We start from the raw sequence: 25,433 nt of genomic DNA, 5'->3' as shown, positions 1-25,433 counted from the left end.
CTGTCCTCAGGCGGTTTTCGCTTAGAGCGCTGTCTTCGGGTTCGGCCCGTATTGATTTTCCCCTTTTTCACTGTCTTGACAAAGCATAATGAGCAAAATGATCTTTCCAATGAGAGGAATTAAACCGATAAAGATCCAGAATCCGCTTTTCCCTGTATCATGCAATCTGCGGATCGTGACGGCCAAGCCCGGCACAAGGTTGGCGAGCAAATAAACCATTCCTAAAAATGTCTCTATTTCATATTCCGGAAGATGCAGAATGGCTTTAAAAAAACCGTAGATGACCAGAACCATGTATGAGAAAAGGCAAAACAGCCAAAATTCCTTTCGCCTCGCCCTTCCCGTAAATCCTGCATAGTTTTTTATTGCTTTCAAATACCATTTCATGTATGAGCTCCTCCACCAATAACCATAGTTCTAACATACTGCATAAAAAATAAAAACGCTGCTATTTTATCATAAAAATGGAGTGCAAGGTGAATTTTAGAAAAATAAAAAAAACAGCCTCTCTGTGCATGAGAAGCTGTTTTTCCCTGCGTATGTTTGAATTATAGCTGCTCCAGCTTTTTCTCCAAAGCTTTAATACTGTCATTCAAAGCCTCCGTCATTTTGACCAGCTTTTCTTTTGACGAGTATTGAGCGAAATCTTCCTGATTGAGCGGTTCGCCGATGATCAGTTTCATTTTGCCTCTCTTGAAAAGCTCTTTTCCGTTGGAAGGGCCGCTGTATGCAGCCGGCACAAGCGGCGCTTTTCCCATCTGGGCGATCGTGACAGCCCCTCTTTTCAATGGAACGTCTTCAGATGATCTCGTTCCGCTTGGGAAAATGCCGACGATTTTTCCTTCTTTCAACAGCTTGATCGGGGTTTTGATGCTGCTTGGCCCGGGATTTTCCCTGTCGACGGGAAAAGCGTTGATGCTTGAAAGAAAAGAACCGCTTAATTTATTTTCAAAAAGCTCTTTTTTCGCCATGTAATGAATTTCCATAGGCAAAATGCCGACACCCAGTGCGACGACATCCACCCATCCTGCATGTGTGCAGGCAATAACGAAACCTGTGTCTTTAGGAAGATTTTCTTTATTGTATACTTTAATTCCGCCGCGCAAAGAAAGAATCGCTTTTGCAGCATAACCAGTAAATTGATACATATGGCACTTCCTTTATTGATGTAGTCGAATGAGGTTTCCCTTTATTATTATAACAATTTTTTTTATTACCTGGTACTAAAAAATGATTTTTCACAAAAAAACCGGGGAATTTTCCTCCCCGGTTTCCTGACTTTTTCTTTTGTCGGCGGAGCCGTGAATTTTGGCCCGATCTGTTCCGAAACCGTATGCCGGAGCGGTATTAACCAGGTTGATCTCTTGATCAAGCGCGGCATGAATCGTTTGAATCGGCTTCCTCCCTTGGAGCCTCCGATGGCCGATGTTCCGATGACCGCTGCGCGACGGTTCGAGCGATGTTCCGATATGTTGGTGTATTCCATGGCTCTCCTTCTTTTTGTATATCTGATACCATGAAGCCTATAAAATTGAGACTAGGCACGCTCCATACGCCTATTGCATACGTTGATGTTAATAAAGCTAATGAGGAGACCTAAAAACATATGCATCCATATCAATTTCCTTATCACCTTCCTTCGCCTTACAGCGCCGGACGGTTTCACGGATCAGGGTATGCAGGCGCTTTTCGAACACCCGGCACCGAAGAACGTATCGTGTTAAGAGATTATGGACAAAAACCGTTTGCCTCTAACATCAATGAAGCGGCAAAGCAGAACAAAACGTTTCGCACCGCTTTATGGACAGGAAGGCATTTGCAAGTTACCCTGATGAGCCTCAACCCAGGCGAAGACATCGGATTGGAAATGCATCCTCACGTCGATCAGTTCCTTCGTGTTGAACTAGGCAGGGGAATTGTTCAGATGGGGCCGAGCAAACATCATTTGCCATTTAGAAGAAATGTATATGATGACACCGCTATCGTCGTCCCTGCCGGAACATGGCACAATCTCACCAATACAGGCAATACTCCGCTTAAACTTTATTCGATCTATGCTCCGCCCAACCATCCATTCGGCACCGTCCATCGAACGAAAGCCGATGCGCTGGCCGCGGAAGGACACCGCGCTCATGACCGTTACTTTTGACAGACGATCAAAACAGCTTACCCGCACCTCTTAAATGAAGGATATCCTCAAAAAAATAAGCCTTTTAGCATAAAATAAAGATTCATATGCTAAAGGCTTATTTTGTTGCTGTGTTTTATATTTCGGCCGCTTTACATCATGAAGATTAGTTTTTTTGAACGTGTTCAGTTATTATATAGGGTAGATGATTTTAAAGGTAAGAAATTGGAGGAAAAATGAGCCGTGGGCATATTTAGTGCAACTTCAAACCTTTCTTATGCGTTTATAACATAGAGGGGAGAAAAGGCAGTGACTATCGACGAAATTTACCAAATGTATATGAATGATGTTTACAGGTTCCTGCTCTCCATGACGAAAGATAAACATCTAGCAGAGGATTTGCTTCAGGAAACCTTTATGAGAGCTTACATACACATCCATTCTTACGACCACAGCAAAGTGAAGCCATGGCTTTTTCAAGTGGCACGCAATGCGTTTATCGACTATGTCAGAAAGCATAAAAAGGAAGTGACGATTTCTGACGACATGATCGGAAACCTGTTTCAAAACGCGGTGCAAAGCCCTGCTCACCAGGTCGAAATCAAGGAAGTGTTAACCTTATATATGAACCAGCTCCCCGATAACTACCGGGAAGCGCTTACGCTGTACTATTTAAAAGAATTGAACTACAAGGAAGCGTCAAGCTTGATGAATATCTCAGAGGCTAATTTTAAAAGTGTTTTATTTCGTGCCAGACAGCGGCTGAAAGCACTTTACAACAGAGGTGTTAACGATGAATGAAGATTTTAAAAAACGTTGGGAAAAATATAAAAACGGCGAACTTTCCGAATCGGAAATGCTCCGGGTCGAAGAAGAGCTTGAACAGCTTGAAGAATACCAGGACATGCTGGAACAGGAAATGAAAGACGAAGACTGGGATTTGGCGATCAGTCCTGAAAAGCAAAAAGCGATTTTAAGATACGGAAAAAATAAATCATATATGCGGATCTCCACCCTTGCTGTTATTTCTACGCTTATTATTCTGCCGATCTGCACACTCGGCAGCTATCTATACTACGGGTTGGGCGGGCATGAAAGCAAAGGGAATGAACTGGTGCAAACCGCTTCAATGACAGTTGCCGTCACAAACCCGAATATTCAAGTCGATACTGAAGCCCTTGTCAACAAAGTAAAACTCTTTGGAATCGAAACACAGTTCCCGTTAAAGAAGCAAATCGGAAACGTCACAAAAGTAGTTGGAAATGAAGAAGTGGAAATGTTCTTCGATCAGCTGAAGTCTCCGCAGATTCATCAATACAATCAGGAGCTGTCAAATGAAGAACGGCATTTCGTCTACCCTGACGGCATCAAAGAAAAATCAGTGTCCAAAGCCGAGTCGATTTTAAAACAGCTTCCTGACGGCACCGTAACTGAAGCTTTTCTTTCCTTTGAAAGAGCATATCCGACAAAGGAGCTGTATGATCAATTAAAAGGCTATGACATTCGCGTTCTGTGGAATGCGATCGAGACAGAGGGCGATTTAAAAGATCATCCATACGCAGAGCCGATCGGTTTTCCTGGAAAAGATTCAAACCGGATTTTTGAAATTCAGCACCCTGCCGAAAACGGCGAGGAACAGTTTAAAGCGGCGCTTTCCTATATGATCAAGCACAATAAATGGGCTGAAACCATTTCAGGCAGGAAAGACCTGAAGCTTTCCAAACGGCTTGCCTATGTGGAAAAGAACGGTGTGAACGTGTATGGAGCAGTCATTACCGGACCGTCAAAAGAGGTTGAACGGCTGATCAAAAAAGGGCCTGTCAAAGCAGCTAAAGTAGGTGAGGTGGAATTATGGAACTGGTAAGAATCTTTAAGGAGCACAACGTATTTGGATGGGTGTCTGTCGGCACGGCCATTCTGTCCCTGTTCGTCTTAAACTTGGCCATTTTAAGCGACACGATTGCATATTCGTATAAGATGCTTCCTTTTGCGATGGCCGCCGTTCCGCTCGGAATTATCGAGCTGTTCATAAAAAAAGGACGGACCGGTCTCGGATTTCTCGGCGTCGTCCTGAACATTTTCATTCTCGTTTGCGTATGGACCATCGTCTCCATCGATACGAATCTGCAGCTCGGCTTTTAATAACTCCCCGGTTATACCGGGGAGTTTTTCATTTCAGAGCCTTGCGAAATAGGTAGCTCGCTTTTTCATACCCCATTTTCTCTTCGTAAAAACGGTGAGCGTCTGCCCGCTGCAAGCCTGATGATAAAGCGATTGAAGCCAATCCGTTCCCTTTGGCCCACTCTTCAACAGCGCCTAAAAGCTTCTTTCCATAGCCTTTTGAACGGTGTTTTTCACACGTCACCAGGTCCGCTACCCAAACATGACGGCCTTGGTTCAAAGAAACCCTCGGCAAAAAGCCGGCCAAAGCCACCGGAATATCACCGTCGTACAGCGCAAATAACGTGTAGCTTTCAGCCTCCCGAGCTTCTTTGACGAGCTCCAAAAAAGACGTTTCATCCAAATGGGGCCGGAGCTGTTTCATGATCGGATAGACTTCCTTGAGCTCTGTTTCACAATGCAATTCCCTATAATCAAGCAACATCATCATTCCCTTCTGTTGGTTATGAAACTACTTTAACCCGAAAACTGGGCTTTTTAAAATGACCAGTTTTGATAAAATAAAACATACCAGATGAATTGAAAGGGCTGATCGAATGGATATAACCCCTTTTTTAAACCGCAGCGGCAGCGAGCCGCTTTATCAGCAGCTGTACACGTTTTTCAAACGCAGCATTCATTCGGGACACATAAAGCCTGGAACAAAGCTTCCCTCCAAACGAATGCTTTCCAAACACTTAAATGTCAGCCTGACAACTGTAGAACACGCGTATGAACAGCTGGCTGCAGAAGGATATTTGCTCAGCAAGCCTAGAAAAGGCTGGTTTGCGGCTGAAGCGGAAGGAGACTTTGCACAGACTGCGCCTCCTCCCCCTGCCGAAAAAGAACTGGAAGAACATGAGACGGCGGCTAACATGATCGATTTTCACCACGGCCACGTAGACCTCGCGTCATTTCCTGTTTCCCAATGGAAAAAAACGCTCGCCAAAACCGTTGGTGAATCAGGGTACGACCTTTTTCAAAGCGGCCCGCCGGCCGGAGACATTCCGCTGCGGAAAATGATTGCGGTTTACCTCAGAGAATCGCGCGGCGTGGTCTGTTCCCCCGAGCAAATCATCATCGGAGCCGGCACACCGGTTTTGCTGCAGTTGCTGTGCCATCTGTTTCCTAAAGGCACAACCGTCGGATTTGAAAATCCCGGATTTCATCGCTCAAAAACAGTCCTGAAAACCGGCGGCTTCAATGTGGTTCCAATACCGGTTGACGAAAGCGGGATTTCCGTGCAGGATCTTGAACAATATCAGCCGCAGCTCGCATACACCACTCCGTCCCACCAGTTTCCGCTCGGAATGATCATGCCGGTCGGCCGCAGGCTGCAGTTGCTTGACTGGGCAGCAGCGACCGGAGCTTATATCATTGAAGACGATTATGACGGGGAATTCCGCTATGCGGGACAGCCGATTCCTTCCCTGCAAGGGCTTGACCGGAACGACCGGGTCATCTATTTAGGGACTTTTTCAAAATCGCTGATTCCCTCCCTCAGGATCAGCTATATGGTTCTCCCCTTTCCGCTCGTCAAAGAAGGGCTTAACATGGCATCCTTATTTAAACAAACGGTTTCCCGCCATGTACAGCATGCCATTGCTCTTTTTATGAAAAACGGGGATTATCAAAGGCACTTGAATCGAATGAGAACACTCTACCGAAAAAAGCGAAAAACGCTCCTTGATGCCATCAAGCGTGAATTTGGCGGTCATGCCGCAGTCAGAGGAGAGAACGCCGGTCTTCACATCATCCTTGAGGTGAAAAGCGCCCCGAGTGAAGAGTGGCTGACCCAAAAAGCGCTGGAAAAAGGGGTTAAAGTATATCCAGCCTCAGTCTCGTATATGCCCCCCCCTGATACACACGCGGTCCTCCTCGGGTTTGGCGGACTTTCTGAAAAAAGCATCGCAGACTGCATCAAAAAGCTGAAGACTGCATGGTTTAACGGCGGACAGTCTCAAGATTGACCCTGCACAATCGGGCACGGAAAGTCGGATATGGGGATTCTGCTCCTGCTATATTTGTAAACAGAGGAGGTCATCAAATGGATTTGCTGAAGAACATGAATCAAGCCATGGCGTATATCGAAGAACACCTGACGGACAGTATCGACTTTCAAACGGTTGCGAAGCTTTCTTACTGCTCTGAATATCATTTTAAAAGGATGTTTTCTTTTCTTGCCGGGGTTTCGCTGTCCGAATACATCCGCCGCAGGCGGCTTACCCTTGCAGCGTTTGAACTGAAGAACACAAAAAGAAAAGTGATTGATATTGCGGTGAAATACGGCTATCACTCGCCGGATGCTTTTACGCGCGCATTTCAAAAGCTGCACGGCATTACGCCGACAGAGGCCAGACACGATATCAGCACACTGAAAGCATATCCTCCGATGACCTTCCAGTTAACAATTAGAGGAGGAAACGAAATGAACTACCGTATTGTAGAAAAGAAGGCATTCCGGATCGTCGGAATCAAAAAAAGAGTCCCTGTCGTCTTTCACGGAATCAATCCGGATATCGCCTCGATGTGGAAAACTTTAAGCAGTGAAAACATCGATGAATTAAAGGAGCTTTCAAATGTGGAACCGCTTGGACTGATTCAAGCATCAGCGAACTTCTCCGAAGGCAGGATGGAAGAGCAGGGAGAACTTGACCATTATATCGGTACAGCGACAACGAAAGAATGTCCGGACCAATATGAACAGCTTGAAGTTCCGGCCTCGACATGGGCTGTCTTTGAAGCGGCCGGCCCGTTTCCGGACACCCTTCAAAATGTCTGGGGGCGCATTTATGCTGAATGGTTCCCGTCTTCACATTATGAGCAAACGAAAGGGCCGGAAATCCTCTGGAATCAGGATCAAGATATCAGCTCCCCAACGTTTAAAAGCGAAATATGGATACCGGTTCAAAAAAGAACGGCATGTAAGAACTAAATAAAGAACGGGAGGTTCAAACCTCCTGTTCTTTATTTTATCCAGCCGCTACATCCGACGTTTCAACATGCGCTTTTAAAAAGGCGATATATTGATCAGTTGTATCAACCGTCGTGTAAGGCGAGACACTGTAGAATTTCTGGACATAAAGCGGCACTGGCAAACGGCTGTCAGCAGGATAAACGTATGTTTGCTTTTTCGTGCTGCCGAAATAGGTGTGACTGCGGTACCTTCCCAATGTTTCGGCGATTTTCTCATTGTATTTGTTAATATTCCGCACTTCTTCCTCCGTGATGGCGCCGCTGATTTCTTCGTGATAGCGGACATTTCCCGGATAGAAGCGGAATGTCGTCACAGGTGATACATCATTGGTGACGGCTGCATTCGGAAAAGCCTGCAGCAGTTTTTTTCGAAACGCCAGGTTAACCCTGATGTAATTGGCCAAGATCTCCTGGTAGCCTTCGATTCCAAATGCGAGCAGAGAAGCATAAATCGGTATGCTGCTTCCCATTCGCGAACACTCTAGCGTATAGCTCGTATGATAGCTGCCAAACCCTCTGTTGCCGACATAAGGCGTCTCATCCGGATCCAAATCAACAGCCTGCAATGCCTTGCGGTTTTTCACCAAGAAAAGGCTTGTGATATACGGCGTTTGTCCGAGTTTATGAAAATCAAAGACCAAGCTGTCCGCCAGGTGCAAATGCTGAAAATGTTGTTTGTAGCGGGCAAGCGTCTCAAGCACCTCATCTTCAATATGCAGCGGATTGCCGGAGAAATCGTATCCGTTAAAAAAGCTGTACATCCCGCCCATCGCCGTATCGGCATGAATATAAACAGGCGGCAAACCGTATGCGGCCTCTATTTCTTCAGTCACGTTCTTGATTCCGGCCAAATCATCGATGCCAAATGCGTCGGTTGTGCCAAGCGTTGCCAATACATAAATCGGATGTCCGCCTTTTTCAATCACGGCTTGCATTTTTTCCCGCAAATCGGCCAGATCCATCGAATGATCGTGATTCGTCTTGACCTTGATCAAATGGTCCGTCCCGATTCCGGAAGCTTCCATCGACTTATAAAGGCTGAAATGCGAAAGCTCTGAACAGAACGCGTACAGATGATGCGGCGTTCCTTGCTGATTCGCTTCAGGGTACGCGTTTGCGATCGCCAGCCTGAGCGACTGAAAAACGGCTCCCTGCCCGCCCCAGGTTGTAAAACCGCCGCTCTTGTGCCTGTCATAGCCGACAATATCAGAAAGCATCGCCGTGATCTGCACTTCCGTCCTGGCTGCAGCCGTGCCGTCGACATCCCATAAATTGTTTCCGTTTAAAAGAACCATTAAAAGATTCCCGGCGATGCTGGCGTTGTTCGGCAGAGGCGTCGCGTTGGCCACATAATGCCTGTTTAAAAAGCGGTGGCCGTCAAGCAATTTCAATAGCTCTTCAACGCTTTTTTCCGCCCCGAAGCCTTTTTCCGGCAAGACGGCCTCTTCAATGACGCTTTGATAGTAGTCAGATGAAACTTCAGACTCGCGGCCAAGCGTCAGCCGGCCGGGATCCTTCAGCCTGTCCATTCCGGCCAATACCGCTTCAAGCAATGCCAGCAGCTGATACCGCGCCTCGTGATTGCCATCCTCGCTCGGAAACATCTGTTGAAAGTCTAACACCATATTCACCCATCTCCTGATCTTTTAAAATGAAAACACTCCGATTAAATTTAAAAAAACAAGTACAATCGCAAGCGGAACAAGGAAACGAAGAAGATAAAACCACACGATAAAAAAGCCTTTCCCCGCTTTTGATCCGCTTTTCATCTCTTCATATAGATCGTGTTTGGACAATTTCAGCGGAATAAAAATGGAGATAAAGAGCGCGCCAAGCGGCATCAAAATATTGCTGACGACATAATCCGCCGCATCAAAAAACGTCTTCTTAAAAATGAACGGCTCATCAAGCATCCCGTAAGACAAGCAGGAAGGAATGCCGACGGCAAAAATCAAAAGGCCGATCGTCCACGTCCATTTTCCCCTTTTCGTTTGGTCGCCTTTTGTAATGGCCGCAACAATGATCTCGATCATCGAAAAAGCCGAAGTCAAGGCGGCGAATAAAAAGGCCGTCAAAAATCCGATAAAAAACAGCATCCCGAATGGAAGCCGGTCAAAAACTGCCGGCAGAACCGCAAATAATAAAGTCGGCCCCTGATCCGGCTGAAGGCCGAATGAAAAGACGGCCGGAAAAATCGCCAAGCCGGCAAGCAGCGTGACGGCAAGGTTCATGATCACGATCGACAGCGCCGACTTCGGAAGGTTTTGTGACTTTGACAAATAGGAGCTGTACGTCACCATCACAGATACGCCAAGCGTCAGTGTAAAGAAAGCTTGTCCGAGCGCAAAAAGAATCGCCTGCGGCGTCAGGCTGCCAAAATCGGGCACAAGCAGAAAACGCACGCCGTCGATCGCATGCTCAAGCGTCAGAGCCCTTAAAACGAGCGCAATAAATAAAATAAATAATAGCGGCATCATAATCGAACTGACGCGCTCGATTCCTTTTTGCACACCTTTCGCCACGACGAGGATCGTCATGATGATAAACGCAAGCTGCGCTGCCAGTGTCTGCAGCCGATCTTGGATGATCGAACCGAATAGCTCCCCGTATCCGGCCTGCGTGAGACCCGACAATGAACCGGTTACTGCTTTAATGATATAAAGCAAAATCCAGCCGCCGATCACGCTGTAAAACGACAGGACAAGGAAGCAGGCGGCGATTCCGATCCAGCCTGTGATCACCCAAGGCGTCCCTGGCGCTATTTTTTGATAGGTGCCGATAGCGTCCGATTGGCTTTTTCGGCCTAATACAAATTCCCCCAAAAGCAGGGGGTATCCCAGCAGTATCGTAAATAGGACAAACACAAGGAAAAATGCGCCTCCCCCGCTCGTTCCCGCCACATAGGGAAACTTCCAAATCGCTCCCAGACCGATGGCGGACCCCGCGGCGGCGAGAACAAATCCAAGTTTGGATGCCCACTTTGCTGTCATTCTGCGGTCGCTCATTCATACACATCCTTTCTCTTTCTGTTTCTATTATCTCTTACGGGGCAGCTTTTTTGAAAGTGGTCTTTCAAATTCTTATTTTTCCGAAAAAACAAACAGAAAAAAACCGGCTGCCTTACAATAAGCAGCCGGTTGGGATTATGTCGTCACATATCTTCCGCCGTTGATGTGGATCGTCTGTCCTGTCATATAAGAGGAGTCGTCTGAAGCGAGCAGAACATACACTGCAGCGTGTTCAGAAGGCTGTCCGGGCCTTCCCATCGGCGTATCTGTGCCGTGTTTTTCCGTTTTTTCCGGCGGAAAAGTAGCCGGAATAAGCGGCGTCCAAATGGGACCCGGCGCTACAGCGTTGACGCGTATTCCTTTTTTGACAAGGGATGCAGCCATCGAACGGGTAAACGCGACAATCGCGCCCTTTGTGCTCGAATAGTCAATCAGCGCCGGACTGCCTTCATACGCCGTGATCGATGCGGTATTGATGATCGCGCTGCCTTCCCCTAAATGCGGGAGCGCGGCTTTTGTCATATGGAACATGGAGAAAATATTCGTTCTAAACGTTCTTTCAAGCTGTTCGGTCGAAATATCTTCTATCCCTTTTTGCGGATGCTGTTCTGCAGCATTGTTCACGAGAATGTCAAGCCCGCCAAAGTGATTCACCGTTTTTTCGACAGATGATTTGCAATGCGCCTCATCACCGACATCTCCGGGAATCAAGAGGCATTCTGCTCCTTCCTGTTCGATTCGCTCTTTCGTTTCCTCGGCATCCTTGTGTTCATCCAAGTACATGACGGCAATGTCGGCACCTTCTTTGGCGTATGCAATGGCGGCCGCTCTGCCGATTCCGCTGTCTCCTCCGGTAATAATCGCTGTTTTTCCTTTTAATTTGCCGCTTCCTTTGTAGTCGCGGTCTTCCGAGAGCGGAAGGGGCACCATCTTGTGCTCAGCACCGGGTTGTTTTTCTTGTTTTTGCGCTTTCTGTCCATCTGTCTGTCTGTTTGCCGGATTCATTTGTCTCACCTCTTCACCATTGTTTAGTGCTCAGTTACCACGATTCCGGCATCCTTAAACGCAAACGGGCGAGACAGGTTACTTGTCAGGCAGAGGTACGCGGATGAGCCGATCGTCTGTCTGTTTTTTTTCGCCTCTTCCGTCGCCATTGTTCGTAATGAAATACAGATCATCGCCGATCACTTTCACATCTCTGATTCTGCCGTATCCGCCAAGCCACTTGACTACTTTGGCTTCCGCCGGATCGACCTGGAAAACACCCTCTCCCCGCAGCCCGGCCATATAGAGGACGTCCCCTTTCTGTGCTAAACCGGATGGCGCCCGCGTTTTTTCTCCCGAATGTATGAGCGGCGCCTTCATTCCCTGCTTCTCATCGCTTTCTTCAATCACCGGCCAGCCATAATTGGCTCCGGGTTCTATTTTATTTACTTCATCATGTCCAGACTGCCCGTGTTCGGAGCTGTAAAGCTGTCGGCCGATCCATGCGAGGCCTTGCGGATTCCGGTGCCCGAAACTGTATACATAAGACGAGCTAAAGGGCTGATCAGCCGGTATCGTACCATCAAGCTCCATCCTTAGAATCACACCCGCCATCTTTTCAGGCTGCTGGGCCCATTCCCTTTCCCCTGCATCGCCTGTCGTGATGTACAGCTTTTGATCGGGCCCGATCGCCATCCGGCCGCCGTTATGAATCGCGCCTCCAGGCAAATCGGCAAGCAGTTCATCCGTTTCTGTCCAAGTGAGGCGGTCAAGCGTCAATTTTACGATCCGGTTTTTCAGATGGCTCCCGTCTTTGTATGTATGATAAACGTACGCCTCCTGACTGTTTCTAAAATCCGGATGGAGTACAAATCCGAGCAGCCCGCCCTCCCCTTCTTGATGAACGGGCTTTTTCAGCTGAAGCTGCATGCGCTCCTTTTTGCCGTCAGCAATGGACACAATTCCCCCGTTTCTTTCCGTAATGTAAAAGGTCTCGCCAGTATGAGCGATCGTCCAAGGCACATCCAGGCGATCTGCGATGACTTCGGCGCCGCTTCCGCCTTCTTTCGCGCTTGTCGCTTCATATTCAGCATCAAAATCCCGGCCTTCCGTGCATGCACCTAGAAAAAACAGCATGATCAACATCAGGAATCCTTTTTTCATCGTCTCCCCCTTAAAGGACTTTCTTGATGAATACATTCAAGAGCACCGGCATGATTCCCTACTAAACATTCAAAAAATCCTATTAAAAAACACGCGCTTCGATGAGAAGGCGTGTGTCCGCATTACTGTGAGACCAATTCTCCGACATATTTAGCCGATGGCCTGAAAATCATGTTGTTGTCAGCCTGCTCAAGCACATGGGCGCACCAGCCGACCATTCTCGCTGCCGAAAAAGTAGGGGTGAACAATGCGGCATCAAAATCGATCGCCTTCATCACAGCGGCTGCGTAAAATTCGACATTCGTATAAAGCTTGCGGCCCGGCTTGTATTCTTCCAAAAGGCGGATCGCCGTATTTTCAACATGAAGAGCAAGGTCGATATCCCTGTCGCCCCCGGCAATTTCCTCGGCTTTCACCCTTAAAGCCTTCGCTCTCGGATCATGCGTTTTATAGACGCGGTGTCCAAATCCCATCAGTCTCTCGCCTTTTTCAAGCTTTTCTCTTATATAGCTTTCAGCGTGCTGTTTTTCCCCGATGCCTTCCAGCATATCCGTCACCGCAGACGGCGCTCCGCCGTGCAAAGGTCCTTTCATCGTGCCAAGTGCAGATGTGACGGCAGAAACAAGATCGGATTCCGTAGACACCGTAACCCTTGCCGAAAAGGTTGAAGCGTTCATGCCATGTTCCATCGCAAGAATCATGTACGTTTCAAGCGCTTTTTTCTGAGCTTCTGTCGGACGCTTTCCTTTCAGCATGTAAAAATAATTTTCCACAAAACCTAGCTCATCCAGCGGCTGAACAGGCTCTTCTCCATCAGCCAGCCTCTTTCTGAACGCGATAATTGACGGGACGGCCGCAATCAGCCTGAGGGCCTGCTCCATTGTCGGCTTGAACGCAAACGATATGTCCCCGAATGAAGAGACGGCCGTGCGCAGAACCGCCATATCGTCTAATTCGGCCGGAAGACTGCGGATCAATCGCTCGCATGCTTCTGGAAGCACACGAAATGAAGCGAGCAGCTCATTGAATCTGCTGAGTTCAGCTTCCGTCGGAAATGCCCCGTTGAGAATCAGGTAAGCGACTTCTTCAAATGTGGACGAAAGCGCCAGTTCATCAGCATTGTACCCTCTGTAGATCAGCTTTCCTTTTTCACCGTCAATGCGGCTGATGGCTGTTTCAACACAAGTAATCCCTTTTAACCCATGATAAACCATATCAATTCCTCCTTTTTCCTTTGTAAATATTATTATAGTTGATATAATATTTAAAAAATATTGAATTATATTGATGTCTTTGATTAATAAAATTAATCAGGAGGACTGCAATGGATTTTAAATGGCTTCATACCTTTGTCACTGCCGCAAAATACGAAAATTTCAGAAAGACGGCGGAAACCTTATTTATTTCTCAGCCGACCGTCACCGTCCAAATTAAACTGCTTGAAGAAGAACTCGGGTGCCAGCTGTTCACCCGCAAAGGAAGAAGCATTCATTTAACGAAAGAAGGACGGGCTTACCTTCCTTTTGCCCTTCGCCTGTTGGAAGACTATGAATCGAGCATGGCAGAGCTTCACAGAATCAGACAAGGCTACTCACAGACATTGAACTTAGCGGTTTCGCCGCTTATCGCCGATACGATTCTCCCATTTGTATTAAAAAAATACACAGCGCTGCATCCGAATTCGGAGATCAAAGTAAAGATCGCCGAATCAGCTGAAATCGCTCCCCTGATTTCAGCTGGCCATGCAGATATCGGACTAAGCTGCTTAAACGTGCAATCGTCAAACCTGAACTGCTATTCCATGTACAGCGATCCCGTGATTTTGGTTGCCCCTCATGACGGCCGCGCTGCAGAACAAGCGCCGCCGCTCGATGTCGAGGATTTGCTTGAAGAATATTTGCTGTTGACCCACAATCACCCTGAATACTGGGACGACCTCGTCAGGCAGCTGAGGATCAAGTTTCCGTTTGTCAGAACGATGCTCGTAAGCCAGACGCATATTACGAAACGATTTATTTCAGAAGGACTCGGTATATCATTTTTGCCGCTGTCGACTGTGCGCCGCGAGCTGATGGAAGGAAGATTAATAGAGGTGCCGTGCGATTTCATGAAGCTTCCCGTTGCAGGGGGATATGCGATTAGTCTGAAAGATAATGAGAAGGTCGAGCACTTTTTGGCGTTTTTAGCCGAGTTCCGTTTCTAAACGGAAAAAACCCGTTCATCATGATGAACGGGCTTGTCCCTGCAACATTAGAAGCGTTTTGCTCCAAGATAGCGGGGCTTCCAATAGCTGTTTGTCATATCGCTGATCGTTACGCCGTCAGAACCGGCATGAACGAATTGATTGTTTCCGATGTAAACCCCCATATGCGAAGGTCCCGGCTGATATGTCGTGAAGAATACGAAATCGCCTACTGCCGGGCTTGATACGCTCTTCATTGAATTCCAGTATCCGACTGTATTCGTTCTCGCTACATTTGTCTGTTTGTTGAGGATGTACCAGACAAACCCGCTGCAGTCAAATCCTGATGTAGATGTTCCGCCCCATTTATAAGGCGTTCCGATAAGGGCTTTTGCATCAGAAACAAGTTTTGACGTATTCAGCGTTGAAGATTTCTGCGCAGGTGCGCTTGTTTTGCTTGTCCCGCTTGATGCGGAAGGCTTGGTTGTTGATGCTGCTTTTACGCTTTTCGTCCCTTTGACTTTTAATACTTGTCCAATCCGGATTAAATCTGTTTTTAAACCGTTCAGAGTTTTCAGTTCGTTAACAGTCATGCCGTATGTCCGCGAAATTTTCCAAAGGCTGTCTCCTTTGACCACTTTATGCGTAGCTGATGAAACTTTCGACGCTTTTGCAGACGAAGAACTGCTTCCATTGATCGACAGCCTCTGTCCTATGTAAATGATATCGGATTTCAGCTTGTTTTCCTGTTTAATCTTGCTGACAGTTGTGCCATACTTCTTCGAAAAACCCCATAACGTGTCTCCTTTTTTCACCGTTATGGTTTGCGCGGAAGCGGCTCCCGCAAACAAAGTCGATCCTAAAACAACCGCTGATGCTGCTGTTATTACTTGTTTTTTCATGTTGTCCTCCCAATAGCAGAATATTTTATATTTTCAAAGGCGAAAATTAGCAGTTTCATTTTTTTGAGAACGGCTGCTTCAGCCCTTCCTCTGCTTCTATTATAAGGAGGGAATTCCATCAGGTATAGTCTTGACTTACTATGTCAAATTCCTTAATTATTCGTTTTCAAAAAAAGTTTTTAAGGGTAGATAATATTTCATTTACATTTCAAAGGTAACTTAAATACTACATTTTTACGCTTTCCGGCAGCTAAAATTACAATTTTAGAAATATCATTAAATACTTTATTTTACATTTTTATAATGAAGTCGTAAAACTGGGCAAACGTGCATTAATTTGGCATTTCTTTTGAAAGGACGGACGAGTTGAAATCGTTGCGCTTTAAAAGAAAAAAGGCTGCCAAAATGCAGCCTTTATAAATATCTGCGGTGGACAGCCTTTCCATCATAGGAAAACATGACGGGTTTATCTTCGAGCACGGTCTCGACATGCACGCTTCTTCCCCATAGCTGGTGGAGGTAAGGCAGAACTTTTTCAAGATACTTCAAATCGAGTTCGATCCCTTCATACCAATGCTTGATGTATAATTCATTGTTCTTTAAGTAATCTCCGTCCTCAACTGTCAAATAAGGAAATCCTCCGTTGACTCTCATGCTGACAAGCTGATCGCGCACAGCCTCCCAATCCTTGTCGACGATTTTATAATCCCTTCCCTGTTTTTGAAACAAGTAGAGGTCTTCCCGCATCACAAGATCCTTCGTTAAATAGTTCCTGATAAATGAAATGTCTGATTCGATCTCCCTGACTTCAAATATTTTTTCTCTCCCAGAGTTCGGCTCTACCCCCATCTTTTTCATGTCTTCTGTCGGGTTGTTGTAGCGCTCCTCTATGTCCTCAAATATTTTCAATCCGAGATAATAAGGATTGATTCCCGTTTTGGACGGCTGAACCACTCCCGCGTTCAGCTTGGCGAATTCGATCGCTTCACTTGATGTCAGATCAAGCTCACGGATGATTCGCTGATGCCAATAGGACGCCCAGCCTTCATTCATGATTTTCGTTTCAAGCTGCGGCCAGAAATACAGCATTTCCTCTCTCATCATCGTTAAAATATCGCGCTGCCAAGGCTCCAGCTCCCGCGAATGCTCTTCTATGAACAGCAGAATGTCTTTTTCCGGTTTCGGCGGAAACTTTTTTTTCGTCCTTTTCTTCTTCTCTTTCGATCCTTTATGATCCAGTTCCCAGAGGTCGTCATAAGGAGTGGCCGGCGCGCCGGTTTCTTCTTCCTCTTCATCATCTACGCTCCACGACAGCTTCGGCCTCACGAGCGAAGGGTCAATGTGTTCTTCAATCGCCAGCACCGCATCGAGAAATGCTTCGACTTCTTTTGAACCGTGTACCGTTTCATAATGTTTAATCCGCTCTGCTGTCGCCGACATGCTTTCAACCATATCGCGCTTCGTATTTTGAAAACGGCAGTTATTTTTAAAGAAATCACAATGAGCAAGGACGTGTGCGACAATCAGCTTATTTTGAATCAATGAATTGCTGTCCAGCAAAAACGCATAACACGGATCTGAATTAATGACAAGCTCATATATTTTGCTCAAGCCAAAGTCATAGTGAAGCTTCATTTTGTGAAATTGCTTTCCGAAACTCCAATGGCTGTATCTTGTCGGCATCCCGTATGCACCGAATGTATAAATAATTTCAGCAGGACAAATCTCATATCTCATCGGGTAAAAATCAAGGCCGAATCCTTCCGCGATTTCCGTAATTTCTTCAATCGCCCGCTGCAGCTCTTTTTGCTCCCGTATGCTCAATACTCAAATCCCCCCCGGTTGGACTTCTCTTTATTGTATGAGCCGGGTTTTGAAAAGATGAAAGGCAGCTGTCGGATTGACAGCTGCCTTAGATTGCTGACAAAATCCCAAAACAGCTCTTAGTTTTGGGATTTTGTCATCCTTCTTTCAGCGTGATTGAAAACCCTTGCAGTCTAGGAAGGCCGAGCATCGGAGCGGAGCGAATGTTGGAATTCGTGAGCACCGACGCGCAGGACTGACAACGTATGCGAGGGTTTGTCGACACGCTGAGGCAGCTGTCGGTTTGACAGCTGCCTTCTTGAGGTTAGTTCGCTATTTGCATATCAAGAGATGAAGCAAAGCTCTCATAGCGGATGTTTTCCATCGAAACGCCAAGGTTTTGCAATCCTTCAATCACGCTTTTCATAAATGAAAGCGGACCGCATACATAAAATTCGCCATTTGGATCTATCACGACCGATTTCAAAAGCTCTTCATTCACCCGGCCTTTTACAGTATGCTCTTCCGTCGCTTCAGCACCTCTGCTGTAGACGAACAGGAGACGGTTCGCCGGATTGGCGCCGAGCAGCTTCTCCGTTTCTTCCTTGAAAGCGTGATGCCGTTCAGTTTTCGCGGCATGCACGAATGTGATCTCGCGGCGGCTTTCTTTTTGAGCCAACGTTTGCACCATGCTCATGACAGGCGTGATGCCTGATCCGGCGCTAATGAAATAAACCGGACGATCCGTTCCTTCGGAAAGTGTGAAATCTCCGGCGGGAGCGCTCACTTCCAAGCTGCCGCCGATTTCCATGTTCTCATGCAGATAGCTTGATACCTTTCCCACCGGTTGGCCTTCCTCCGCTTCCAATTTGACTGAAATGCGGTAGTAGTCTTTATTCCAAGCATCTGACAAGCTGTACTGCCTTGTTAAGAAATATGGTTCGCCCGGAATTTTAATGCAGACAGATACGTACTGTCCGGGGCTGAAAGCGGGCAAAGCCGTTCCATCGGCGGGCTTCAAATAAAAGGAGGTTATCGTATCGGATTCGACTCGTTTATCCATGATGACAAACGGTTTAAACCCTTCCCAATTTCCATCCTGCTTTTTGTCTTCCTCATACATTTGTTTTTCGACTTCAATAAATACACGGGCGATCTCTTCATAGGCTTCTGCCCATGCCTGGAGAATGTCCTCTGTCGCAGCTTCGCCGAGCACGATTTCAATTGCTTCCAAAAGGTGCTGACCGACAATAGGATAGTGCTCTGGTTTCACATGCAAACTTTTGTGTTTATGTCCGATCTGCTTGACAACCGGCAGCAGGTCTTCGAGCCGGTCGATGTTTTCAGCCGCCTGCAGCACAGTAAAAGCCAAAGCTTTCGGCTGTCCGCCGGTTTGCTGTCGGGACATGTTGAAAATGTTTTTCAATTCAGGGTGGGCATCAAACATCCGCTTGTAAAAACAAGTGGTGATCTCTGTTCCCTTTTCTTTTAAAACAGGGGCGGTCGATTTGACAATTTGCATGGTTTTTTCAGATAGCATAACGCCTGCTCCTCTCCAGTCACTTTAAAAATGTATTTGAAATACATCTTTAAAGGTGCAATAAGATCTTTTTTAAATAGGACTGTTACTTTTGATTAAAGATGTATTTTAGATACATCTTTATACTAGACTTTTAATGGAATTAAAGCAATATTATCAATGAATGTTTTATATTTTTGTAACAATTTCCGCTCGACCCTCATAATCGAAGGCAAATGTGATAAGATAATGGAAACTTGTTTGATTGAGGTCATGCGATGAAATTAACAAATTATACGGATTACTCATTGAGGGTACTGATTTTTCTAGCAACCAAAAACTCAAACGAGCTTGTCAATATTAAAGACATCGCCGATTCTTATTCCATTTCAAAAAACCACCTTATGAAGGTGATTTACGAGCTTGGCAAGCTTGGCTACGTTGAAACGATCCGCGGCCGCAACGGCGGGATTCGTCTCGGAAAAGCGCCTGAACTGATTAATATCGGTGAAGTCATAAGACATACAGAAGATGATTTTAACCTTGTCGAGTGTTTTAACGGAGAAAAAAACCATTGTATACTTTCTCCGATCTGCGGATTAAAGCATGTTTTAAACAAAGCCCTTTCCGCCTATTTGGACGTATTGGACCAATACACTCTGCAAGATATTATCATGAATCAGGACCATATACGTAAATTATTGAGTTGACGAAGGAAACGGTTTCCTTCGTTTTTTTTGCTATAAGGGAAAAATATTGACATTGATGATCGCATTGGTCACCGGATGAAAATACACCTCGGCGTGCGCCGAAAATGATTTGCCTTCTTGATTGACGGTTACCCTGAAGACATCCTTTGTCTCTTCATCATTTACTTGTGTGCGCCCTAAATATTCATAATCCTCGAGCTTTGCGCCTTTGTATTTTTCTTCAAGCGCGCTCCAGGCGATTCTTTCCCACCGTTCAGGTGCATCGAAAACATCTGTTTGAAAGTGGCCTTTCGCCGGGAATGATAAAAGTGTTAATATGCAAAAAAAGTACGTGCAATATCGTTTTTTCATTTCTATTCGCTCCGCATGTATTGTACATACGTTAGCTTGACCGTAAACGGCGAATGTCATGCAGACATTTTTCGCGGTCTGCATATACCATCCTCATATTTCTAGGCCGCCAAACAAGGGAGACCAAGTTTTGCCCGGAGAAAAAAACACCCCGCCACATAAAATAAGCATGACTCCTCAGAAAGAAGGGAGAGTGGCGAAATTGAATTACGCTGATTATGACAAAGCTTTGTACTATACGCACCGGTCGCAGTGGGACAACCTGCTGATCCTGATGGTGCGGACAGAAGACGATTTATTATCAAAGCGGATCGAACATTTTTTGCACGCCTACAATTTTGAAAGAGATGACGCCATTGTCGAAAAAAGGCTTTATGATCTGCTGCAGTATATTGATCACGCCTCATTTTCCGGACATGAACACGAAAACGGCGTGCTTGTCTTTACGTAAAATAAAATAAGCCTGGCGCTCTGTCGGCGTCAGGCTTTTTGAAATTCGGCAAAGAGCAGAAGCTCTTCCATTACATTTTTAATATTGGCTTTGGCTGCTTCAGTAACCGTTTGGTGCTCCTCATCAATATGAATCGGATCGAGCACAAGCTGCTTTGTGATGACGTTCGCATAAACTCCGCGTGCGACAATGCGCATATTGGCGAGCGCGTTCATCCCGCCTTTGCCGCCCCCTGCACAAGCAAAAAGCGCCACCGGTTTGCCCGAGAACTGCTCATTGCTTAAAAAATCGAGTGCATTTTTCAAAGCGCCGCTCATACCGCTGTGGTATTCGGGAGATAATAAAACGACAGCGTCTGCTTCTTTGACCGAAGCTTTCAATTTTTGAACATTCTCCAGCGAGCTTTGCTCTTCGTCTCCGTTGAAAATCGGAAGGATGAACTCGCTTAGATCGATAAGCTCAGCCTGATAAGCGCGGGCGATATAGGAAGCGGCGATCCGCGTTCTGCCCTGTTTTCTCGCAGTTCCGCTAATTACGGTTATTTTCATTTGGTCATCCTCTCCCGTCATTTTGTTGTAGTCCGTGTTTTACTGCAAAAAGCGCGGCTTGCGTGCGATCGGATAAGCCAAGCTTTGAAAGCAGATTGGATACATGGGTTTTTACCGTTTTTTCGCTGATAAATAAAGATGCTGCAATTTCTTTATTGCTTTTCCCTTTCGTAATTTCCAATAAAACATCTTTTTCTCTATTTGTCAATTGATGTATTTTTTCTTTCTCATCCGCCTGTGACACATGGTGAAAGACGTGGGACATGATGTTCGGATCCAATGAGTATCTCCCGCCATAAACTGCGCGGATCGTCTCGACAAGTTCATCAGGCTCGGCGTCTTTCAGCTGATAGGCACAGGCTCCCGCCTGGATGGCGGGAATCACATAGCTCTCGTCCGCATAGCTTGTCAGCGCTATGACTTTGACAGACGGATATTCCTTTTTTATTCGCTTTGTCGCCTCAATGCCGTCCATATCAGGCATTGATAAATCCATTAATACGATGTCTGCCTCACGTTTTCGCAAGACATCGAGCGCCTCGATACCTGTCGAAGCCTCTCCGATAACATCAAAATCGCTTTTTGTTTTGAAGAAAAACAAGAGCCCTTTTCTGACAATATGATGATCATCGGCAATGATGATTTTCACCTTCTCCATCCTGCCTCCCCCTTCTCCTTCATAGGCAAAACCGCCCGGATTTTTGTCCCCTTACCGATTGCGGAGGTGATCAAAAGCGTGCCGCCCGCTTTTTCCGTCCGCTCCTTCATTCCTTTCAGCCCAAGCGTCGGAATGTCCACATTAGGATCGTACTGAAACCCTTTGCCGTCATCTTCGATTTCCAAGACGGCAGACGACTGGAATACATTGATTTTCACTTGTATGCGGCTTGCACCGGCATGCTTTTTGCAATTGTTGAGGGCTTCCTGGCTCAGCCGCCACATCAATTCCTCAACAGAAGGGGGCAGACGGAGCACATCGCTGAGCTTGAAGATTACTTGAAGGCCGAGCACTTCCGCATATTTTTCAAGAGCCGCCGCTAACCCTTCTTCCAGCCCCTGGGGCCTGAGCTGCCAAATTAACGCCCGCATCTCAAGAAGCGCTTCATGAGAAAGATTTTGCATAAACTTGAGCATTTCCCTGATTTCCGGCTGGTCTGTCATTTCCCCCGCCGCTTTAGCGGTCAAGCTGAGCGAAAAAAGCATTTGATTAACGGAATCATGCAAGTCCTGAGCCAATCTGTTTCTTTCGGTCAGCAGCAGGTGTTTTTGCTGTTGTTCAGCAAGCCTCATCCGTTTGATCGCCATCCCGATTTGCAGAGCAACAGCTTCGAGGAGCGCCAGTTCCCCGCGGCTGAAATGAATTTTGCCCGGTGCCGCAACGTTCAGCAAACCGAACCGCTTCTTTTGGTCACTGAGCGGGACGGTTGCATGATGGGTGATGCCTTCCGGATCTCCTGTCTTCTGTTTCATGGCCGTCGTAATCCGCCGGCAGTGGATGATATTTTTCGCCCTGTCCAGCTTTTCGTCCCTGTATTGTTCAAGACAGTAGCAGCTTCCTTCGCATAGTAAACGGTTTTGCCGGTAAGAAAGGGCTTGAGGCAGGCGGGCCGAAGCAGCCAGTTCAAAGCTCCCCTTTTCATCGATCAGAAAAAGCCATGCCGTTTTGAGTCCCGTTAGGCGGAGCAGCTTCTTTAAAACGGCATGGAGCGTTTCCTTTAGATCGTTCCCTTCGTTTAAAGTTTCCGCTATTTCTTTGAGCGTTTTCAGTTTTTCAAACTGTGTGTCTTCCCGCAAAAGTTTCATCCCCTTAAACCGGAGTTTCTTTCATTATACCGATAGTTGATAAAAAAAAGCCCGCCCTCATGAGATGATCTTTTCTAAGACTTTTGACCGAGAAAGGGCAAAGCTCATCCTTAGGCTTTTTCTTCCCAAAACAAATCGTCAAGCGTTTTGTCTAATGCCTTTGCGATCGCGATGCAGAGCTGCAATGTCGGATTGTATTTATTTTTTTCGATCAGCCCGATCGTCTGCCTTGTCACATTGACCCGCTCGGCGAGCTGGGCTTGTGTCAAAGACTTTTCGATCCGGGCGAGTTTGACCCGGTTAACCATATGCTCACCTGCCGTTTTGATTTAATCATCTAATAGATCTTGATTTTTCCGAAAGGAATTGCGCAACGAGATAAAGTTGATCAGAAAATGAAGGAATGCAAACAACATCACCATACCAATAAAGTCAACCCAACTGCCGGGATGCTCTGGTATGCCGGTAAAGAGAAGCGTTAAAATAGCAAATATGAGGCCGGAAGCGAGGCTGAGGGCTGCGATTTCTTTTCTTTTTTTCCGATACGCCGATTGGCCTGCGATCTCCGGATATTCAAATCCCGACAAAAGATAGCGGAGCAAAATCCAGCCTGCATAGACCGCAAAACCGATGGCACTGATGATGTATTCGGATGCAGGTTTTCCTAAAATAAAGCCGCGGATGATCATATCCAAACATAAAATGGCAGCGACAATCGTACCGGCTTCGCTGAAAAATTGCGTCATTTTCTTTTCTATGTATTCATCCCCGATTTTGATCCATTTCATATCAGTCATTCTCTCCTTTCAATATGCAATTTATATATGACCTAATGTTAAATATATATTACATCATTCATCGTCTCTTCACAATAAAAAAACCCGCCATTTAAAGGCGGGTTTTCAGCGATTACGAATTTGAGGTCGCTTTTACAATATCGTCGATTTTTTTCATCACTTCGTCTGTCAATTGATTGAGAAGCGCTTCGCTTTCTTCATTGGTTCGGCCTTTGACCGCGAAATAAAATTTCACTTTAGGCTCTGTTCCTGATGGACGGAGGCAGAACCATGAGCCGTCTTCAAGGAAATATTTCAAAACATTGGATTTCGGAAGGTCGATCGTTTCCCTTTTGTTTTCCTTTAGCAGCGTCCGCTTCCCTGTCAAATAGTCTTCGGCGGATACGACATCTTTTCCGGCGATGGAAAGAGGCGGCTGTTCTCTGAATGTGCTGAGGATGGCTGCGATTTGCTCCGCTCCCTCTTTTCCTTTTAAGGTCAGGGACTTCAAGCCTTCTCTATAGAAGCCGAACGATTTATACAATTCGAGGAGCCCGTCATAAAGCGATTTTCCCTGCTTTTTATAGAAGGCGCATACTTCAACGGCAAGCAGTGCGGCCTGGACGGCATCCTTGTCCCTTGCGAAGTCGCCGATCAAGTAGCCGTAGCTTTCCTCATAACCGAATTGGAAAGCATATTCGCCCGATGCTTCAAATTGTTTGATTTTTTCTCCGATGAATTTAAAGCCGGTCAGCGTGTCGATCGTGTCCAGTCCGAAAGAAGCGGCGATGTCGCGCCCCATTTCGCTCGTCACAATCGTTTTCAGAACGACGCCGTTATCAGGCAGCATGCCTTTCTGCTGTTTTTGCGACAGCAGATAATGCAGGAGCAGCGCGCCGGTTTGATTTCCTGTCAGCACTACGTAGCGGCCTTCTTGATCCTTTACAGCGACGCCGAGCCGGTCTGCGTCTGGATCGGTTCCGATCAGAATGTCGGCTCCATTTTCTTCTCCTAGTCTGATCGCATATTCAAAAGCGGCGTGCTCTTCCGGATTCGGAGAAGATACGGTCGAAAAGTCAGGGTCAGGGAGCTCCTGTTCGGGGACGACTGTGACATGTTCATACCCGAGAGCTTTCAGGCCCCGTCTGACAGACTTGTTTGCCGTGCCGTGAAGCGGGGTGAAGATGACTTTGACTTCGGTCTCCTTTGCCAGATCAGGGTTGACAGAAATCGATGTCAGTTTATCGAGATACGCTTGATCGATTTCCTCGCCGATTATTTTAATCAGCCCTTTTTCGGTTAAAGCAGCTTCATCTCCGGCTTCGATTTCCAGTTCGTTTTCTATCGCATTGACATAGCCGGTGAGTTTGTCGGCATCAGCAGGCGGAAGCTGCGCGCCGTCCTCTCCGTACACTTTATAGCCGTTGTATTCAGGCGGGTTATGGCTCGCCGTGATGACAATACCTGCAAACGCATTCAGTTCTCTTACCGCAAAGGAAAGTTCAGGTGTCGGGCGCAGTTCGTCAAACACGTACGTTTGAACGCCGTTTTCTGCGAGCGTCTTAGCAGCTTCCATTGCAAATTCAGGCGATTTGTGGCGGGAATCGTACGCGATCACAACGCCGCGCTTTTTTGCTTCGCCGCCGTTCGCTCCTATGTATGCGGCAAGGCCCGCCGATGCTTTGCGAACCGTATAAACGTTCATGCGGTTCGGGCCCGGTCCGATCTCACCGCGCATACCGGCTGTACCAAACTCAAGTTTTTTATAAAAGCAATCCTCTAGTTCTTTTTCATTTCCTTCCGCTTCCAAAAGAAGCGCTTTTAATTCGGAATCTAAGTTTTCTTTGTTTCTCCAGCGTTCATAGCTCGTTCTCCAGCTCATGATTACCTCCAATGTTCTAGCTAAGTAATTGCAGCTTTTCTTTTATCATATCGACAAACCGCCGCTTTGTCCAAATTTAGCATGCC

Annotated in this window: 27 protein-coding genes; 9 read left to right on the top strand and 18 right to left on the bottom strand. The window is 46.5% G+C overall.

The annotated features are described in order from the left end of the window. Window positions 1-21 precede the first annotated feature (21 nt). Window positions 22-387 carry a DUF805 domain-containing protein gene (locus tag H7F26_RS11610; protein ID WP_003180132.1) on the bottom strand — a complete coding sequence of 122 codons (366 nt, stop codon included), beginning with the start codon at window positions 385-387 and terminating at the stop codon, window positions 22-24. Window positions 388-548: 161 nt separating this feature from the next. Next, window positions 549-1,148 carry a lysophospholipid acyltransferase family protein gene (locus tag H7F26_RS11605; RefSeq protein ID WP_003180131.1) on the bottom strand — a complete coding sequence of 200 codons (600 nt, stop codon included), beginning with the start codon at window positions 1,146-1,148 and terminating at the stop codon, window positions 549-551. A 458-nt stretch (window positions 1,149-1,606) separates the two neighbouring features. Between H7F26_RS11605 and H7F26_RS11600 the strand changes: the two genes are divergently transcribed. The 4 genes from H7F26_RS11600 (at window position 1,607) to H7F26_RS11585 (ending at window position 4,270) form a co-directional block, all read left to right on the top strand. After that, complete coding sequence (locus H7F26_RS11600) at window positions 1,607-2,149, top strand: cupin domain-containing protein (protein ID WP_003180129.1); 543 nt, start codon at window positions 1,607-1,609, stop codon at window positions 2,147-2,149. Window positions 2,150-2,437: 288 nt separating this feature from the next. Continuing rightward, on the top strand, window positions 2,438-2,929 hold the full coding sequence (gene sigM, locus H7F26_RS11595) for an RNA polymerase sigma factor SigM (protein WP_011197692.1): 492 nt from the start codon (window positions 2,438-2,440) through the stop codon (window positions 2,927-2,929). Further along, window positions 2,922-3,992: an anti-sigma factor gene (locus H7F26_RS11590; RefSeq protein WP_017474242.1), complete on the top strand. Its 1,071-nt coding sequence runs from the start codon at window positions 2,922-2,924 to the stop codon at window positions 3,990-3,992. The genes sigM and H7F26_RS11590 overlap by 8 nt, the downstream gene beginning before the upstream one ends. Further along, complete coding sequence (locus H7F26_RS11585) at window positions 3,980-4,270, top strand: hypothetical protein (RefSeq protein WP_003180123.1); 291 nt, start codon at window positions 3,980-3,982, stop codon at window positions 4,268-4,270. Before H7F26_RS11590 ends, H7F26_RS11585 begins: the two co-directional genes overlap by 13 nt. A 28-nt stretch (window positions 4,271-4,298) precedes the next feature. Here the strand turns inward: H7F26_RS11585 and H7F26_RS11580 are convergent, their stop codons facing one another. Further along, a complete protein-coding gene (locus H7F26_RS11580) occupies window positions 4,299-4,733 on the bottom strand; it encodes a GNAT family N-acetyltransferase (protein ID WP_025808232.1) in 435 nt (144 codons plus the stop codon). Window positions 4,734-4,845: 112 nt separating this feature from the next. On the opposite strand from H7F26_RS11580, the gene H7F26_RS11575 reads away from it, so the two are divergent. Beyond that, window positions 4,846-6,258, top strand: a complete 1,413-nt coding sequence (locus H7F26_RS11575; RefSeq protein ID WP_003180120.1) for a MocR-like pyridoxine biosynthesis transcription factor PdxR — start codon at window positions 4,846-4,848, stop codon at window positions 6,256-6,258. Between the two features lie 77 nt (window positions 6,259-6,335). Next, a complete protein-coding gene (locus tag H7F26_RS11570; RefSeq protein WP_003180119.1) occupies window positions 6,336-7,223 on the top strand; it encodes an AraC family transcriptional regulator in 888 nt (295 codons plus the stop codon). A 37-nt stretch (window positions 7,224-7,260) separates the two neighbouring features. On the opposite strand, the gene H7F26_RS11565 is transcribed toward H7F26_RS11570, so the two are convergent. The 5 genes from H7F26_RS11565 to H7F26_RS11545 all read right to left on the bottom strand — a co-directional run bounded on the left by H7F26_RS11565 (window position 7,261) and on the right by H7F26_RS11545 (window position 13,634). Continuing rightward, window positions 7,261-8,889, bottom strand: coding sequence for a pyridoxal phosphate-dependent decarboxylase family protein (locus H7F26_RS11565; protein WP_003180118.1), 1,629 nt, complete (start codon window positions 8,887-8,889; stop codon window positions 7,261-7,263). Between the two features lie 21 nt (window positions 8,890-8,910). Further along, window positions 8,911-10,269: a sodium-dependent transporter gene (locus H7F26_RS11560; protein ID WP_017474243.1), complete on the bottom strand. Its 1,359-nt coding sequence runs from the start codon at window positions 10,267-10,269 to the stop codon at window positions 8,911-8,913. 138 nt (window positions 10,270-10,407) lie between these two features. After that, a complete protein-coding gene (locus tag H7F26_RS11555; protein ID WP_009328981.1) occupies window positions 10,408-11,277 on the bottom strand; it encodes an SDR family oxidoreductase in 870 nt (289 codons plus the stop codon). Window positions 11,278-11,355: 78 nt separating this feature from the next. Beyond that, window positions 11,356-12,420: a PQQ-dependent sugar dehydrogenase gene (locus H7F26_RS11550; RefSeq protein ID WP_003180115.1), complete on the bottom strand. Its 1,065-nt coding sequence runs from the start codon at window positions 12,418-12,420 to the stop codon at window positions 11,356-11,358. A gap of 122 nt (window positions 12,421-12,542) precedes the next feature. Beyond that, window positions 12,543-13,634, bottom strand: coding sequence for a citrate synthase/methylcitrate synthase (locus tag H7F26_RS11545; protein WP_003180113.1), 1,092 nt, complete (start codon window positions 13,632-13,634; stop codon window positions 12,543-12,545). Between the two features lie 110 nt (window positions 13,635-13,744). Here H7F26_RS11545 and H7F26_RS11540 point away from each other — a divergent pair, with 110 nt between their 5' ends. Then, window positions 13,745-14,623: a LysR family transcriptional regulator gene (locus H7F26_RS11540; protein ID WP_003180112.1), complete on the top strand. Its 879-nt coding sequence runs from the start codon at window positions 13,745-13,747 to the stop codon at window positions 14,621-14,623. A gap of 47 nt (window positions 14,624-14,670) precedes the next feature. Here the strand turns inward: H7F26_RS11540 and H7F26_RS11535 are convergent, their stop codons facing one another. The 3 genes from H7F26_RS11535 to hmpA all read right to left on the bottom strand — a co-directional run bounded on the left by H7F26_RS11535 (window position 14,671) and on the right by hmpA (window position 18,847). Then, a complete protein-coding gene (locus tag H7F26_RS11535) occupies window positions 14,671-15,504 on the bottom strand; it encodes a C40 family peptidase (protein WP_003180111.1) in 834 nt (277 codons plus the stop codon). Between the two features lie 414 nt (window positions 15,505-15,918). Further along, on the bottom strand, window positions 15,919-17,328 hold the full coding sequence (locus H7F26_RS11530) for a SpoVR family protein (RefSeq protein ID WP_003180109.1): 1,410 nt from the start codon (window positions 17,326-17,328) through the stop codon (window positions 15,919-15,921). Between the two features lie 304 nt (window positions 17,329-17,632). After that, a complete protein-coding gene (gene hmpA / locus H7F26_RS11525) occupies window positions 17,633-18,847 on the bottom strand; it encodes an NO-inducible flavohemoprotein (protein ID WP_003180106.1) in 1,215 nt (404 codons plus the stop codon). Window positions 18,848-19,104: 257 nt separating this feature from the next. On the opposite strand from hmpA, the gene nsrR reads away from it, so the two are divergent. After that, a complete protein-coding gene (nsrR, locus tag H7F26_RS11520; RefSeq protein WP_003180105.1) occupies window positions 19,105-19,536 on the top strand; it encodes a nitric oxide-sensing transcriptional repressor NsrR in 432 nt (143 codons plus the stop codon). 30 nt (window positions 19,537-19,566) lie between these two features. Here the strand turns inward: nsrR and H7F26_RS11515 are convergent, their stop codons facing one another. Beyond that, a complete protein-coding gene (locus H7F26_RS11515; RefSeq protein ID WP_011197686.1) occupies window positions 19,567-19,887 on the bottom strand; it encodes a YqzG/YhdC family protein in 321 nt (106 codons plus the stop codon). A 202-nt stretch (window positions 19,888-20,089) separates the two neighbouring features. On the opposite strand from H7F26_RS11515, the gene H7F26_RS11510 reads away from it, so the two are divergent. Further along, the gene (locus H7F26_RS11510) at window positions 20,090-20,338 is read left to right on the top strand and encodes a YhdB family protein (RefSeq protein ID WP_003180102.1); all 249 of its coding nucleotides are present in this window, start codon (window positions 20,090-20,092) and stop codon (window positions 20,336-20,338) included. 29 nt (window positions 20,339-20,367) lie between these two features. On the opposite strand, the gene H7F26_RS11505 is transcribed toward H7F26_RS11510, so the two are convergent. From H7F26_RS11505 to H7F26_RS11480, 6 genes are all read right to left on the bottom strand, one after another. Continuing rightward, a complete protein-coding gene (locus H7F26_RS11505) occupies window positions 20,368-20,886 on the bottom strand; it encodes an NADPH-dependent FMN reductase (RefSeq protein WP_003180101.1) in 519 nt (172 codons plus the stop codon). Window positions 20,887-20,890: 4 nt separating this feature from the next. Then, on the bottom strand, window positions 20,891-21,544 hold the full coding sequence (locus H7F26_RS11500) for a response regulator (protein WP_003180099.1): 654 nt from the start codon (window positions 21,542-21,544) through the stop codon (window positions 20,891-20,893). Continuing rightward, window positions 21,532-22,680, bottom strand: a complete 1,149-nt coding sequence (locus H7F26_RS11495; RefSeq protein ID WP_017474245.1) for a GAF domain-containing sensor histidine kinase — start codon at window positions 22,678-22,680, stop codon at window positions 21,532-21,534. Before H7F26_RS11495 ends, H7F26_RS11500 begins: the two co-directional genes overlap by 13 nt. A gap of 119 nt (window positions 22,681-22,799) precedes the next feature. Further along, on the bottom strand, window positions 22,800-22,997 hold the full coding sequence (locus H7F26_RS11490) for a helix-turn-helix transcriptional regulator (RefSeq protein WP_003180095.1): 198 nt from the start codon (window positions 22,995-22,997) through the stop codon (window positions 22,800-22,802). A 21-nt stretch (window positions 22,998-23,018) separates the two neighbouring features. Continuing rightward, window positions 23,019-23,477, bottom strand: coding sequence for a DUF6773 family protein (locus H7F26_RS11485; protein WP_003180094.1), 459 nt, complete (start codon window positions 23,475-23,477; stop codon window positions 23,019-23,021). Window positions 23,478-23,598: 121 nt separating this feature from the next. Then, complete coding sequence (locus H7F26_RS11480; RefSeq protein ID WP_003180092.1) at window positions 23,599-25,347, bottom strand: phospho-sugar mutase; 1,749 nt, start codon at window positions 25,345-25,347, stop codon at window positions 23,599-23,601. Between the last annotated feature and the right edge of the window lie 86 nt (window positions 25,348-25,433).

It is taken from the genome of Bacillus sp. PAMC28748, assembly GCF_014250415.1.
Taxonomy (GTDB): domain Bacteria; phylum Bacillota; class Bacilli; order Bacillales; family Bacillaceae; genus Bacillus; species Bacillus licheniformis.
This window is presented reverse-complemented; position numbering and strand designations above follow the sequence as displayed.

What these genes read in the sequence shown, in the direction of transcription:
- H7F26_RS11610 (WP_003180132.1), bottom strand. Translation starts at nt 387, where the DNA reads ATGAAATGGTATTTGAAAGCAATAAAAAACTATGCAGGATTTACGGGA.
- H7F26_RS11605 (WP_003180131.1), bottom strand. Translation starts at nt 1,148, where the DNA reads ATGTATCAATTTACTGGTTATGCTGCAAAAGCGATTCTTTCTTTGCGC.
- H7F26_RS11600 (WP_003180129.1), top strand. Translation starts at nt 1,607, where the DNA reads ATGCATCCATATCAATTTCCTTATCACCTTCCTTCGCCTTACAGCGCC.
- H7F26_RS11590 (WP_017474242.1), top strand. Translation starts at nt 2,922, where the DNA reads ATGAATGAAGATTTTAAAAAACGTTGGGAAAAATATAAAAACGGCGAA.
- H7F26_RS11585 (WP_003180123.1), top strand. Translation starts at nt 3,980, where the DNA reads ATGGAACTGGTAAGAATCTTTAAGGAGCACAACGTATTTGGATGGGTG.
- H7F26_RS11580 (WP_025808232.1), bottom strand. Translation starts at nt 4,733, where the DNA reads ATGTTGCTTGATTATAGGGAATTGCATTGTGAAACAGAGCTCAAGGAA.
- H7F26_RS11575 (WP_003180120.1), top strand. Translation starts at nt 4,846, where the DNA reads ATGGATATAACCCCTTTTTTAAACCGCAGCGGCAGCGAGCCGCTTTAT.
- H7F26_RS11570 (WP_003180119.1), top strand. Translation starts at nt 6,336, where the DNA reads ATGGATTTGCTGAAGAACATGAATCAAGCCATGGCGTATATCGAAGAA.
- H7F26_RS11565 (WP_003180118.1), bottom strand. Translation starts at nt 8,889, where the DNA reads ATGGTGTTAGACTTTCAACAGATGTTTCCGAGCGAGGATGGCAATCAC.
- H7F26_RS11560 (WP_017474243.1), bottom strand. Translation starts at nt 10,269, where the DNA reads ATGAGCGACCGCAGAATGACAGCAAAGTGGGCATCCAAACTTGGATTT.
- H7F26_RS11555 (WP_009328981.1), bottom strand. Translation starts at nt 11,277, where the DNA reads ATGAATCCGGCAAACAGACAGACAGATGGACAGAAAGCGCAAAAACAA.
- H7F26_RS11550 (WP_003180115.1), bottom strand. Translation starts at nt 12,420, where the DNA reads ATGAAAAAAGGATTCCTGATGTTGATCATGCTGTTTTTTCTAGGTGCA.
- H7F26_RS11545 (WP_003180113.1), bottom strand. Translation starts at nt 13,634, where the DNA reads ATGGTTTATCATGGGTTAAAAGGGATTACTTGTGTTGAAACAGCCATC.
- H7F26_RS11540 (WP_003180112.1), top strand. Translation starts at nt 13,745, where the DNA reads ATGGATTTTAAATGGCTTCATACCTTTGTCACTGCCGCAAAATACGAA.
- H7F26_RS11535 (WP_003180111.1), bottom strand. Translation starts at nt 15,504, where the DNA reads ATGAAAAAACAAGTAATAACAGCAGCATCAGCGGTTGTTTTAGGATCG.
- hmpA (WP_003180106.1), bottom strand. Translation starts at nt 18,847, where the DNA reads ATGCTATCTGAAAAAACCATGCAAATTGTCAAATCGACCGCCCCTGTT.
- nsrR (WP_003180105.1), top strand. Translation starts at nt 19,105, where the DNA reads ATGAAATTAACAAATTATACGGATTACTCATTGAGGGTACTGATTTTT.
- H7F26_RS11515 (WP_011197686.1), bottom strand. Translation starts at nt 19,887, where the DNA reads ATGAAAAAACGATATTGCACGTACTTTTTTTGCATATTAACACTTTTA.
- H7F26_RS11505 (WP_003180101.1), bottom strand. Translation starts at nt 20,886, where the DNA reads ATGAAAATAACCGTAATTAGCGGAACTGCGAGAAAACAGGGCAGAACG.
- H7F26_RS11500 (WP_003180099.1), bottom strand. Translation starts at nt 21,544, where the DNA reads ATGGAGAAGGTGAAAATCATCATTGCCGATGATCATCATATTGTCAGA.
- H7F26_RS11490 (WP_003180095.1), bottom strand. Translation starts at nt 22,997, where the DNA reads ATGGTTAACCGGGTCAAACTCGCCCGGATCGAAAAGTCTTTGACACAA.
- H7F26_RS11485 (WP_003180094.1), bottom strand. Translation starts at nt 23,477, where the DNA reads ATGAAATGGATCAAAATCGGGGATGAATACATAGAAAAGAAAATGACG.
- H7F26_RS11480 (WP_003180092.1), bottom strand. Translation starts at nt 25,347, where the DNA reads ATGAGCTGGAGAACGAGCTATGAACGCTGGAGAAACAAAGAAAACTTA.